The following is a 12997-nucleotide window of genomic DNA, read 5'->3' on the forward strand; positions in this document are numbered from 1 at the left end:
TGATGTTCGGTCAGAGCACGCCGGCGGCACGCAACTGCGCCAACTGCTCCGCTGCAATCCCCAGCGATTGCAGTACCTCTTCGTTATGTTGGCCGAGCGCGGGCGGTGCGCCGGCGGGGTCCAGTGGGGTTTCTGAAAATCGGATGGGATTGCGCACGGTCGGAACCGGCCCGTAAAGCGGATGCTCCAGCTCCGCGCGCATGCCACGCGCCACTACGTGCTCGTCGGCAAAGACCTGGTCCATGCCATTGATGGGTCCTCCAGGGACCTGCGCCCGTTCCAGCAGCGCCGTCCAATCGGCCAGCCGGCGCGAACGTGTGACGGGAACCAGCCAGGCATCCAGTTCGGCCCGGTTGTGCACGCGGTCGGCGATAGTGGCGAAGCGCGGATCGGTGCCGACCTCAGGCTGCCCGACCGCCTGGCACAGTCGGCGGAACTGAGCGTCGTTGCCGACCGCGAGCACCAGATGCCCATCGGCCGCCGGATAGACCGCATAGGGCGCGATATTGGGGTGGCCACTTCCCATGCGCTGGGGGACGCGCCCGCTGACCAGATAGTTCATAGACTGGTTCACCAGCGAACCCACCATGCAGTCCAGCAGGCTGATGTCGATGTGCTGGCCGCCATGGCCGCGATCACGATGCTGCAAGGCGGCAAGAATGGCAGTAGTGGCGTACATGCCAGCCAAAAGATCGGCCACCGCGACACCAGCCCGCTGCGGGCCGCCTCCGGGCAAGTCGTCACGTTCGCCCGTCACGCTCATCAAGCCACCCATGCCCTGTATCAGGTAGTCGTAACCGGCGCGGTCCTTGTAGGGGCCCGTCTGCCCAAAACCCGTCACGGAACAATAGACTAGCTGAGGGTTAATCTCGCGTAGCGAGGCGTAGTCCAGGCCGTAGCGTTTCAATGCTTCGACCTTGTAGTTCTCGACGAAGACATCGGCGCGGCTCGCAAGTTCACGCAAGATCTCCTGGCCGCGGGGATTCGAGAAGTCGATGGCAAGGGACTTTTTTCCGCGGTTGCAGCTCATGAAATAGGCGGCGTCGCCGTTCTTGCCGGTCTGCCGATCTTTGAGAAAAGGCGGCCCCATCTGCCGGGTGTCGTCTCCGACTCCCGGCTTCTCCACCTTGATGACTTCAGCACCCAGATCGGCCAGGTTCTGCGTGGCCCAGGGGCCGGCCAGTATGCGGGAGAGGTCCAGCACACGGATATGGCTTAGCGGTTTCTGCATGATGATCTCAGTACTAGCGGCTGTTGCCAGCCTGAAACTTCGATTGATCGATTTGCCTGGCTTCATCGTCCGCCGTAGCGTCGGCCTGAACGATGTCGGCAATGAGCTCGCCCTCGCGCACGCTGTCGCCGACTCCGTAGCGGAGAGTCGCTACTGTCCCCTCGACATCGGCAACGATCGAGTACTCCATCTTCATGGCCTCGATGACGGCCAGAACGTCGCCCGGGCGCACGCGGTCTCCCTGTTGGACCGCCACGGCCGCGATGACACCAGACATCGGCGCCGTCGCCCCGCCGCCGTCCTGAGCACCGGCGTCGCCCTCGCTTAGGACCGGTCGCACCGAATAATGGTCGCCCGCCACCAGCAGATGCCAGCCTTCGGCGGCGCGGCAGGCGTCCCAGCGCCAGCCGTCCACCCGCCCCCCCAGGCCGGACGCTTCGCGCGACACGTTCCAGCTTTGCTGACCGTCGCCCGCGCGGACATTTCCGCCTTCCACGTCATAAAGCGCCGTCCATGCCGGCTCGGCGTCCAGCAGGAAACGCAAGCGTCCCAAAGGCGCGCCGGGATCTAGAAACTTCCGGTCCATCGCACCGCAGGGCGTGCCGGCCTGCCAGGGCGAGGCGGGCACGCCCTCCAACGGCAAGGACAGCGTGGCGCACACCGCAGCGGCGGCAAGGCGGCTGCATGGTGTTTGCAGCGATTTGTGTTCGTCCAGGTAACGGGTGTGGACCTGTCCGGCCAATACACATGGATCGTCCAGCAGCCGCAGCAGGTAGCCCAGATTGCTGGTCACGCCCAGCAACGCGGTCTGGCCCAGGCCCGCCTTCAAGGCGGCAAGTGCGGCCGGACGATCCGCAGCGCTCGCGATGATCTTGGCCACCATCGGGTCGTAGAAAGTCGGAACTTCGCCCGATTGGTCCAGCGCGGCATCTACGCGCAAGTTCGAAGGCCAGCGCGCGCGTACCACAGTGCCCGGCGAAGGACGAAAGTCCTGGGCCGGGTCCTCAGCATAGATTCTGGCTTCAATAGCGTGGCCGCGGCAGGAGATTTCTGACTGGGGCAGCGGCAGGGCCTGGCCCGCCGCCACGCGCAACTGCCACTCAACGAGATCCAGCCCGGTGACAGCCTCGGTGACAGGATGCTCCACCTGCAGGCGCGTGTTCACCTCCAGGAAATAGCTGTTGAAATCCCGGTCCAAGATGAACTCGAAGGTTCCGGCGTTGCGATATTTCAGGCTGCGCGCGCCCTGTACCGCCGCCTCCAGCAGCCGTTGACGGGCACGCTCCGGCAGGCGGGGTGCGGGCGCCTCCTCCATGACCTTCTGGTGGCGGCGCTGCAGCGAGCATTCGCGCTCAAACAGATGCACCGCGCTCCCGCGACCGTCGCCAAACACCTGCACTTCGATGTGGCGGGGCTCCTCGATGTACCGCTCCACGATCATCCGGCCGTCGCCGAAGCTGCTGCGGGCCAGGCGGATGGCCGACTCGATGAGCCGAGGCAGCTCCTCGTATTGGGTAATGATCTGCATGCCCTTACCCCCGCCGCCGGCGGAGGGTTTGAGCAGGATCGGCAATTCAATGGCGCGCGCCAGCCCCTCTATGGTGGCTGGGTTGTCGCTGGCCTCGTCGGTGCCAGGCACGACCGGCACCCCAGCCGCGCGCATTAGCGCCTTGGCCCGCGCCTTGTCGCCCAGCTCCGCGATCGTCGCGGGAGAGGGGCCGATGAACGCCATACCCGCGGCCTCCACGCTTGCCGCGAACTCGCTGTTCTCCGACAGAAAACCGTAGCCCGGGTGCACGGCCTCGCAGCAGGTTTCCTGCGCAGCCTGGAGTAGCTTCGCGGCGTTCAGATAACTGTCCGCTGCCGCTCCCGCACCCAGACAAACGGTCCGGGCGGCGCCGCACAGATGTGCCGCGCCAGCATCGGCCATAGAGTACACCGCAACATATTCGATGCCCAGCCGTTGGCAGGTGCGCGCGATGCGGCGGGCGATCTCTCCCCGGTTCGCGATAAGGATTCTCTTGAACATAGGCTACATCCTGAACACGCCGAAGCGCGTGGGTTCTTTCGGCCCACCAGCAGCTAGCGCCAGGCCCAACGTCAGCCAGTCGCGGGTATCGGCGGGCTCGATCACGCTATCCACCCACAGGTGCGAAGCCGCGTTCAGGGCGGTGCTTTCCGCGCCATAAGTATCGCGAATGGGCGCTTTGAATGCCTCGGCCTCCTCGGCGCTGAAATCCTTGCCTTGGCGGGCAAGTTGATCAGCGCGCACCAGCGCCAGGACGGTGGCGGCCTGTTCCCCGCCCATCACGGAGGTCCTGGCGTTGGGCCACATAGCCATGAGCCGTGGCCCAAAGGCACGACCGCACATAGCGTACGCGCCCGCTCCGTAGCTTCCGCCGACGATGACACTGAATTTCGGCACCCGGGCGGTGGACACGGCGTTGATCATCTTGGCGCCGTCCTTCGCAATGCCGCCCTGCTCGTACTGAACTCCCACCATGAAGCCGCTAATGTTGTGCAGGAACACCAGCGGGATGTCCACCTGACAACATAACTCGATGAAGTTGGCCGCTTTTTGGGCGCTCTGCCCGAAGAGCACGCCATCATTGGCGAGCACGCCCACGGGGTAGCCGCCGATCGAGCCCGTGCCGCAGATAAGGCTGGAGCCATAGCGCTCGCGGTACTGCACCAGCTCGCTACCGTCCATCAATCGCGCCAGCACGTCCCGCATAGGTATCGCCTGCTTGGGATTGGCGGGAATGAGCCCGGGCAATTCCGCCACATCGAAGCGGGGCGGCCGGCACGGGCCGGGCGGCGGCGCAAGAGCAGCGGCCCCGCAACGTCCTAGGATGCCACGCACCAACTCGAGCGCGTGCAACTCATCATTCGCGAAATGGTCGGCTACTCCGGACAGGCGTGTGTGCGTGTCCGCCCCCCCCAGGTCCTGGGCGTCGACCACTTCGCCGGTGGCGGCCTGCACCAGCTGCGGTCCGCCCAGGTAGATCATGCCCGCATTGTCGACGATCACAGTTTCATCGCACATCGCCGGGATATACGCCCCACCCGCGGTGCAGGCTCCCAGCACTGCTGCGACTTGTTTCAGGCCAACGGCCGACATCTCGGCAATATTGCGGAAAATCTTGCCGAAGTGCTGCTCGTCCGGAAATAGGTCGCCCTGCAAAGGCAGATAGGCGCCACCGGAATCCACCATATAGACGCAAGGCAGGCCATTCTCGCGGGCAATGGCCTGGGCGCGCAGCTGCTTCTTGATGGTCAGCGGGTAGTAGGTTCCTCCCTTGACCGTAGCATCGTTGGCCATGATCATGCAGGCTCGTCCGGCGACGATGCCGACGCCGGTAATGATGCCGGCCCCTGGCGACTGCCCCTCGTACGCGCCGTCGGCCGCCAACTGGCCGATCTCCAGGAAAGGCGTGCCGGGATCCAGCAAAATATTGACGCGTTCGCGCGGCAGCAGCTTGCCGCGCGCCAGATGCACTTGCCGCGCGCGTTCGCCGCCACCGGCAACCGCACGCTCTCTTGCAGCGAGCAGCGGTGCACGCAATTCGTCATACGCCGCCGCATTCGCGACAAACTTCGGGCTGCCCGATCCGAGGCGGGAAGAGAGAATAGCCATATGTTCAATATCGTCTTGGGTTGCAGGGATTCAGCTCGGATCTCGCACCGGCAGGCGCAACAGCGCATGCCCCAGTGACTTTCCTGTCTGGTCCAACCGCAGGGTGCGCGTCGCCCCCCCTCCCAGCGCATGACGCATGATCACCATCATGGCGCCGATGTTGTCCATCGGGTAGCATTCCACCTCGCCCAAGACCCAATCACCGTATAGACCCTTGACGTCGGCCGGCGTCACGCTAGCTAGCAACTGCGCGTACTCCAGTGGCCCGCGGGCTACCAGCCCCACGCTGCACACGTCCCCCTTGTCTCCGGACCGGACATAGGCAATGTCTTTCACTTGAAGCGTCATCAGAGCCCTCCTTAGGCCTTCAGGATTTCGGTTTTCTGTTCGACGGCGGCCCGCGGGATCAGCGTCGGCCACAGGGAGATGACGGGGCGCGGTTTCATTGGGGTGCCGAAGGACGTGCCGCCCGGACCCATGATCCAAAGGTTCGTGCCCGCGCGGCGCACCTTGTCGGCCTCTTCGGCCGTGCGTGTACGCACCGCGCAACGCAGCCCGACTTCGGGCAGCTCGTTGGCCTGTTCGCGCCCCGGGAAGGTAGCTGCGGGACCGTGCAAGGTGTTGAGTCCAACAAAATCGAAGTGAATCTGTTCGGCGGCCAGTCCCATGCGTTCGAAACGTTCGAGCATGGTTTCGCGCGCCTTTACGGCGCGGTCATAGGCGTATGGCCAGGGGAAAAACGCCATGGTCTCGCCGATCCACCCGTCTTGGTAACCGACCACCAACTTCCACAGGTCGGGCGCTGCTTCACCGCGCACGCCGCTGACGCGTACGCGGTCCTCTCCCTCATCGATCAGTTTCAGGGAAGTGAAATCGGCCACGGCGTCGGGCATAAGATAGCGGCGCGGATCGCCCACCTCGTAGACCAGATGCTCCTTGATCGTCCATTCATCAACACGGCCGCCAGTGCCGGACAGCTTCGTGACGACGGCCTCGGCGTCCGCGCCCACTTCAAGAATGGGAAATCCTGCTCGCCCCATGTGCGGCATCTCCCCGAACCGTGAGGACATCCCGCCCGAGCAGCCGGCCGCGCACTCGACAATGTGGCCCAGTGTCACGGCCGCCGCATAACGATCTATGTGCGCGGCGTCGCGCCGCCAGCCGAATTCGTGGGCCAGCGGCCCCACGTAAAGCGCGTTGTCCGAAACCCGTCCGGCGATAACCACGTCCGCCTCGCCCTCTAGGCCTTCAATGATGCCCGAACTATCGGTGTAGACATTGGCACAGACGACGCGGTCACGGATGGCCGCGAAATTCGCGTCGCCCGTATCCATATTGCGTAGCGGAGCCCCCTGCCCCATCAGGTCGTCGAGCTTGTCCAGCATGTCGTCGCCTTCAATCAGGGCGATGCGGGTGCCGGCAAGTCCTGCCTGGCGCGCGCCTTCGGCAATGCGATGGGCGGCGGCGCGCGGATTCACCCCACCGCCATTGGAGATCAGCTTCGTTCCCACGGCGGTGGCGCGCGGCAGCAGGTTGATCATGGTCTGGACGGCATCCGGCACGTAGCCGACATCCGGCCGCTTGAGCTTCTGCCGCTGCAGCAGCGCCATGGTCAGTTCAGCCAGATAGTCGAAGCACAGGTAATCCAGATTTCCCCGTTCCAACAACTCTTGAGCCGGATCCTGAGCGTCCCCCCAGAACCCGGAACCCGCTCCAAGTCTTACGTGCCTGACCATTTTGGGTCTCCTTGTCGTAATTTCATTTTAATGATTTAATTTTCATTTTATTGTTTGAGTAAATGGACGTCAAGGGGGGCCGCACAACAGGCCCAGCTTTCGTCGGCCCCATTGGGCGTGGGCATGACTACACGCCAATGTCTCGGACGCCTCTTTCGCGGTTTCAGGCGTTGCGACAGGCCTTCTGGGCGGTACCGTCGCTTAACCCGTTTGTGGTTCTGGACCAGCCCCTCCCGGCGCAGCAACACGCGCAGGCGGGGCAAGCCAAACCGTGGCCGTTCCTGTGCCAACTCGCGCTGCTGCAGCGCATTGCGCGAGTAGTCGGAGAACGTCAGGAACGTGCCGCCGAACGGGATGTAGCTGCGATGCAGTGCTGACCTGCCCCCCCCCCCGCTGGCCGTACCAGGCTGTACGAAGTGGAGTCCATCAACGTGGAGAATGATGAACATGAAGACGAGCCGATTTACCGAAGAGCAGATCATCGGGTTCCTGCGCCAGGCCGAGGCTGGGAAACTCTGGGTACACCAATGTGTGTAAGAGTACGCAAGAGTGATGAGAGCCCGACCAGCGCATTCCATCAGGGACCGCCGGCCGTGCGCCGGACAGCGAAGTCCGGATGCATGGCTGCCATCAATACCTTCGCTCCGTTACAAATGAGAGCTTGGCAAGCCGGGGGCGTCCATGCATGGTGTATGGGCAGCATCGTGACGGTCGATTTCAGGCGGCGAGTTTCTGCTGAACCGGCCGATCGTCTTGCACCGGTTCGCCGTCTTTGAAGGCAATGCCCTCAAGGGAAACGCTGATTAATGAGCTGCCTGGTCCGCTTGCAGATGAAGGGGCGTCGAATTTTCTGGATAACGAATCGAATCGGCGCTCATTTCGGTGAATTTGGTTCGCAAACGAGTCTGCCTGCTCGCATTTTTCACACACATGACGGACTGCTCCCATGAACCGATCGCAACAGGTTTCGCGCAATCACCAGATTCGCCAGAGCGAACAGGCTGAACAGTTGCGCCGTGTTCTTGGCCAAGCCCTTGTATCGGGTCTTGCGATGGTGAAACAGGTTCTTGACGATATGGAACGGATGCTCGACCCGGGCGCGGATCTGCGCCTTGGTCCGCTCGGCCGCCATCACCAGGTCCTTCAGCGGGCCTTCCGACATCGCCTTGATCTTTCCGCGCTTGGCCGCGACGTGCCACTTCACCGTCGTGCCCTTCATTTCCTCGCGCTTGTCTACGCCAATGTAGCCCGCGTCGGCGAACGCCTGCTCTTCATGTCCGTGCAGCAGGGCATGCGCCTGCGACACATCCGACACATTGGCCGCCGTGCCAACCACACTGTGAATCAGGCCCGAATCGGCGTCCACGCCAATGTGGGCTTTCATCCCAAAGTGCCACTCGTTGCCCTTCTTCGTTTGATGCATCTCCGGGTCACGGCTCTTCCCGGCGTTTTTGGTCGACGGCGGTGCCTCAATAATCGTCGCATCAACCAGCGTGCCTTCCTTCATCATCAGTCCACGCTCGCACAGCGTGATGCCGATCTCGTCGAACAGCTTTCGCGTCAGGTCATGCTCGAGCAGCAGGCGCCGGAACTTCAACAGCGTAGTCGCATCCGGCACGTTATCGACCGCCAGATCGATGCCGGCGAAGGCGCGCAGCGCGATGCTGTCATACAGCGCGTCTTCCAGACCTTCGTCCGACAAGCCGTACCACTGTTGCAGGAAGTAGATCCGCAGCATTCGCTCCAAGCCAATCGGCGGACGGCCTCGCGTGCCCTTCGGGTAATGCGGTTCGATTGCCGACAGCAAGCGCTGCCACGGCACAATCTTCTCCATCTCCGTCAGGAAGCGTTGGCGCCTCGTCACGCGCTTCTTGCCTGCAATTTCCGCTTCCGCGAAGCCGATCTGCCTCTTCATCGTCGTGGGTCCGTTCCGTGAGCTGCCTTCTATAACGTTCTCGGCTACGTTAGCGATGACCGCCGAGCTTCATTAATCAGCGTTTCCCTAATGTCTTGCATCGATGGGTCACAGAACATGAACGCTATGGGCACCATTCCCTGAGTGATGGGAATCTGTCGGCACACCCGCAGACGGCACTGACGGTGTCGTCACCGCAGGCAGCTACTCCATTTATCCCTATCCCCTTCAGTCCACCGCCGCAAGCGGGCAGCAATGAGTCCATCCATCTGGAACTGAAGCGTGGCCCCAGCACGGTGAACGTTTCCTGGCCGGTGAGCGCCGCGGGACAGTGCGTCGATCTCCTTCGCGAGTGGCTGCGATGATTCACGTCGAAGCCATCTGGCTAGCCACCGAACCGCTGGATATGCGCGCAGGCGCGGGCACAGCATTGGCGCGTGTGGTGGCGGTATTCGGTGCGGCGCGGCCGCATCATGCGTACTGCTTTGCCAACCTATGGCGCGCTAATCGTATGAAGGTGCTGGTCCATGACGGCATTGGCGTCTGGCTGGCCGCCCGACGTTTGAACCGGGGCAAGTTTGTCTGGGCCGATGCCTTGAACGGTCCCCATGTTGAACTGGACACGACGCAATGGGGCGCCCTACGCAATGGCGTATCGGGCATGCGCAGGGCAACGATGAACACGATGGCGCACACCAGGGCGGCGATGCCATACACCAGCTCGAAGTTGGTCGCGAGTTGGGAAGTTTCAGACAGACCTTGCAACGCCGAACGTCCGTGCTCCAGCGTGCCATGAGCGATACCAAGCCCGGAGGCGATGATGGCCCCCGCCAGTGTCGATCCGCCAGCACCGCCCACCGAGCGAAGCACGAGCAATCCGCCAGTGGCAGCACCGATGTCTTTCGTGGCTACAGCGTTCTGGGCACTCATGATGGTTCCCAGCAGGCATATGCCTATACCCGGCGCCGTGATGACCATGGCGGCAACCCGCATCCATACGGGTGCATCGAGCGGCAGCGCAGCCATAAGAACCAGTCCGACACAACTGGCTGCAGAACCCATCCGCAACGCCCCACGTATCGCACCGTAGCGGCGCGCGTACATGCCGCCGAGGACATTCCCGCAGACGTTGGCCAGCATGAAAGGCGCCACATACAGGCCCGAGGTCGCGGCTGTTGCGCCGCGGACCAGTTGGAAATACAGCGGAATGGAGAACAGGCAGACAAAAAGCACGACGGCCGCCAGTGTGGAGACGATGACGCTGGAGACGTAGCTGGGGCTGGCAAAGGCCGAGGGGGGAAGCACCGGGTCGCTGGCCCGCCGTTCCTGCCAGCGCAGCAGGCCGATCAGGACGCAGCCCATCACCACCATGCCCAGAATCTGGTAGGAGGTCCATGCGTATTCGTTGCCACCCCAGCTCAGCCCGAGCAGCAAGGACGAGATCGCGCCGGCGAGCAACAGCATTCCCAGTAGGTCGATGCGGGGCTTGCCAGGGAGGGTTACCACGCTGATGTGTTTGAGTCCGTTGTTGCAGACCCACATAGCCACGGCGCCCAGCGGCAGGTTGATCCAGAAGATCCAACGCCAGGACCACTGCTCGGCGACGAGACCGCCCACCAGCGGCCCGCTGATGGAAGCCAGCGCCCATACGGCGGACAGGTAGCCCTGATAGCGGCCACGTTCGCGCGGCGGCGCCACATCGGCGATGGCGGCCTGCGCCAACGCCATCAGTCCGCCTCCTCCCAAGCCCTGCAGTGCGCGGAACCATATGAGTTGGTCGATGGACTGCGCCAGTGCGCACAGTGCCGAGGTCGCAATGAAGAGAGCGATGCAAGTCGTCAGCAGGCGCCGACGTCCATAGGTGTCCGACAGCTTCCCGTAAATCGGTGTACTGATGGTCGATGCGATCAGGTAGGCGGCGACGATCCAGGAGAGCTGCTCGTATCCACCCAAGTCGCCGGCGATGGCGGGGACCGCCGGGATCACCACAGTCTGGTCAAGTGCGGCCAGCAGGATGCACAACATGACGCCTGCGATGACACGCCTGACATCGGTGTGCGAATAAGGTTTGGCAGATATGGGAACGGAGTCGGTAGCTGTATCTCGAACGTGTGACACGGGCTGTTTAGGTCTCTCTGAATCTCGCGCCAGTTAGCTCGCGAACAGCAGTAGCCACTGACGCGGCGCTGGCAAATACGCACTATTAGATAGAAAGGCGGCGATGCAGTCTTTCGATGAAAAGTCAATCAATGTAGAATAAGAGACAAATGGCGAAAAAAACGAAGTGGGAAATAATCGCGCGCTCTCCGGATGCCGTACCACCCCAGCCCATGACCAAGCGGGTGCAGTCTATTCCTGCCCGACATTACTTCGCCGAGCACACTCATGAGTGGAATCAAGTCGTCTACGCCATCTCCGGCGTGCTGACCGTCGTCGCCGACGGCCGTTCGTTTGTGATTTCGCCGGAGCATGCCGCCTGGCTGTCTCCCGGAACGGTGCATCGTGTCGGCTCTTTCCTTGGAGCCGAATTCCGCAGCCTCTGGCTTGCTGACGCGCCCGGAGGCCCACTTTGCGAGCGAAGCGCAACCGTATTTGGTATGTCCCCCTTTCTGAAGGCGCTGATCCTAGAGGCTTCAGCTCTCGATGCCGCGACTGACAGCGACGGTTATTTCGGGCGAATTTATCAGTTGATACTCGATCAACTGTTGCGCGCTCGTCCGGTCTCGTCGGCGCTTTCGTGGCCGCAGAGCGCGACCTTATCCGAATTGTGCGAGGCGCTGTACAACGACCCTGCAGACCCGCGCGGTCCCAAAGAATGGGGCGTGGAATTCGGCATGTTGGGCCGCACGCTCGCTCGGAAATTCCTGGCAGACATGGGGGTTACCATGCGTTCGTGGCGCCGCCAGCTCAGGTTGTTTCGCGCCATCGAGTTTCTGGAAAACGGGATGGACGTGACGAGGACGGCAATGGAACTCGGCTACAACTCCACCTCTGCATTCATATACGCATTCCGTTCGGATATGAAATTAAGTCCGCTGGCCTATATGCGTAAGCGATCCATGCCCACTATCTGAAGTTCAGCCAATTGGCAGCTTGAATCGCCCCGGGTATCGCGGAGGCTCCAACTCTTGAGAGAATGCGAGCCATGAGCAAGAACAACGCGAACAAGTTTTCCCCGGAAGTGCGCGAGCGCGCGGTGCGCCTGGTGCAGGAGTCCCGCAGCGAGTACCCGTCGCTATGGGTGGCGGTCGAGTCCATTGCGCCCAAGATCGGCTGCTCGGCGCAGACGCTGCTGACCTGGGTCAAGCGGCATGAAGTCGACAGCGGGCAGCGCCATGGCGTGACCACCAGCGAGCGCGAGCGGATCAAGGCCTTAGAACGAGAGGTGCGCGAACTTCGCCGTGCCAACGACATTCTGCGTACGGCCAGCGCTTTTTTCGCGCAGGCGGAGCTCGACCGCAAGCTGAAGTCGTAAACACCTACATCGACCGGCACCGGGAGGTCTACGGGGTCGAGCCGATCTGCAAGGTGTTGCAGGTTGCCTCGTCGGCCTATCGGCGCCACGCCGCGCGGCTGCGCGATCCATCGCGGCGCAGCGACCGCGCTCGGCGTGACGAACATCTGAAGCCGCATGTCCATCGGGTCTGGCAGGAGAACCATCGCGTGTACGGCGCTGACAAGGTCTGGCGGCAACTGAACCGCGAAGGCGTGGCGGTTGCCCGTTGCACGGTCGAGCGCTTGATGCGCGCCCAGGGCCTGCAAGGCGTGCGGCGCGGCAAGCGGTTGCGCACCACAGTTCCCGACGATGCGGCCACCCAGCCGCTGGATCGCGTCAACCGGCAGTTCCGGGCGGATCGGCCGAACCAGCTCTGGGTCTCGGACTTCACCTACGGTACGCCCAGCCAGCGTGGCCCGCCCGTATGGGGGTGAAACTGCTTGAGCATGTTTGGAATGCAGTACCCGGAGGAGTTGACGTTGTAGTACCGGGGCATGCCCTTCCTCTGCTGCGAGAGGAAGTGAGCCGAAGCGGCGGTGACTTGCCGACACTGGCAAGGTGACGTAGTCCGTGGGAAACGGGGCTTGCGGCGAAGCGGTTACGCCAAGATGAGCCTCCAGGCTGAGCATGGGACGGTTGAGGAACACGAACCTGTTAAACCGCATCTGAGGGTTGAAATGTCACCCCTGCCCACACCGCTTTACGGGCAGGACGCGAACTGTTGCCGGTCACACGTATGGCCCGGCGGCACGATTGCTGACCGGACAGGTAAGCTGATCAGCAAGGGTCCACGGGGAGCGCGCAGCTAGACCGTGGTGTTCGCGACGACTTGCGGCAAGCAAGGATAAAGACTGCGACAGGCAGCCTCGCCCATGCGTTGAGTCCAGCATGTGAACTGGGGAAGGGGCAATGTCCCACAGACAGTTGAAGGTTGGGACGGCGGGTGCGGCATAGATTATGCGACCTTGCGATCATGGTCAAT

Annotated in this window: 8 protein-coding genes, 3 pseudogenes and 1 other annotated feature; of the genes and pseudogenes, 3 read left to right on the forward strand and 8 right to left on the reverse strand. The window is 62.7% G+C overall.

Going from position 1 to position 12997, the window contains the following annotated elements; all coding sequences use genetic code 11:
- Positions 1-10: 10 nt before the first annotated feature.
- From AVE30378_RS21980 to AVE30378_RS22015, 7 genes and pseudogenes are all read right to left on the reverse strand, one after another.
- On the reverse strand, positions 11-1231 hold the full coding sequence (locus AVE30378_RS21980; protein ID WP_255697343.1) for a CaiB/BaiF CoA transferase family protein: 1221 nt from the start codon (positions 1229-1231) through the stop codon (positions 11-13).
- A gap of 13 nt (positions 1232-1244) precedes the next feature.
- Entirely contained in the window at positions 1245-3260 is a 2016-nt protein-coding gene (locus AVE30378_RS21985) for an acetyl/propionyl/methylcrotonyl-CoA carboxylase subunit alpha (RefSeq protein ID WP_129243256.1), read from the reverse strand.
- A 3-nt stretch (positions 3261-3263) separates the two neighbouring features.
- Positions 3264-4868, reverse strand: a complete 1605-nt coding sequence (locus AVE30378_RS21990; protein ID WP_129243258.1) for a carboxyl transferase domain-containing protein — start codon at positions 4866-4868, stop codon at positions 3264-3266.
- Between the two features lie 30 nt (positions 4869-4898).
- Positions 4899-5216 carry an AtuA-related protein gene (locus tag AVE30378_RS21995; RefSeq protein ID WP_129243260.1) on the reverse strand — a complete coding sequence of 106 codons (318 nt, stop codon included), beginning with the start codon at positions 5214-5216 and terminating at the stop codon, positions 4899-4901.
- An 11-nt stretch (positions 5217-5227) separates the two neighbouring features.
- The gene (locus AVE30378_RS22000; RefSeq protein ID WP_129243262.1) at positions 5228-6604 is read right to left on the reverse strand and encodes an acyclic terpene utilization AtuA family protein; all 1377 of its coding nucleotides are present in this window, start codon (positions 6602-6604) and stop codon (positions 5228-5230) included.
- Positions 6605-6770: 166 nt separating this feature from the next.
- Positions 6771-6912 (reverse strand): annotated as a pseudogene (locus tag AVE30378_RS33145) (IS3-like element ISDet2 family transposase); the annotation flags it as partial.
- Positions 6913-7526: 614 nt separating this feature from the next.
- Positions 7527-8519, reverse strand: a complete 993-nt coding sequence (locus AVE30378_RS22015) for an IS5 family transposase (RefSeq protein WP_129243268.1) — start codon at positions 8517-8519, stop codon at positions 7527-7529.
- 406 nt (positions 8520-8925) lie between these two features.
- Between AVE30378_RS22015 and tnpB the strand changes: the two genes are divergently transcribed.
- Entirely contained in the window at positions 8926-9315 is a 390-nt protein-coding gene (tnpB, locus tag AVE30378_RS33150) for an IS66 family insertion sequence element accessory protein TnpB (RefSeq protein ID WP_404814445.1), read from the forward strand.
- Positions 9316-9371: 56 nt separating this feature from the next.
- On the opposite strand, the pseudogene AVE30378_RS22025 reads toward tnpB, so the two are convergent.
- Positions 9372-10544: pseudogene (locus AVE30378_RS22025) on the reverse strand (MFS transporter); the annotation flags it as partial.
- 242 nt (positions 10545-10786) lie between these two features.
- Here AVE30378_RS22025 and AVE30378_RS22030 point away from each other — a divergent pair.
- Positions 10787-11593 carry an AraC family transcriptional regulator gene (locus tag AVE30378_RS22030; protein WP_129243271.1) on the forward strand — a complete coding sequence of 269 codons (807 nt, stop codon included), beginning with the start codon at positions 10787-10789 and terminating at the stop codon, positions 11591-11593.
- A 62-nt stretch (positions 11594-11655) separates the two neighbouring features.
- Positions 11656-12410, forward strand: a pseudogene (locus AVE30378_RS22035) (IS3 family transposase); the annotation flags it as partial.
- Positions 11949-12065, forward strand: a sequence feature (AL1L pseudoknot). It overlaps the preceding pseudogene by 117 nt.
- Positions 12411-12997: the final 587 nt, after the last annotated feature.

It is taken from the genome of Achromobacter veterisilvae (genome assembly GCF_900496975.1).
In the GTDB taxonomy this organism is placed as follows: domain Bacteria; phylum Pseudomonadota; class Gammaproteobacteria; order Burkholderiales; family Burkholderiaceae_B; genus Achromobacter; species Achromobacter veterisilvae.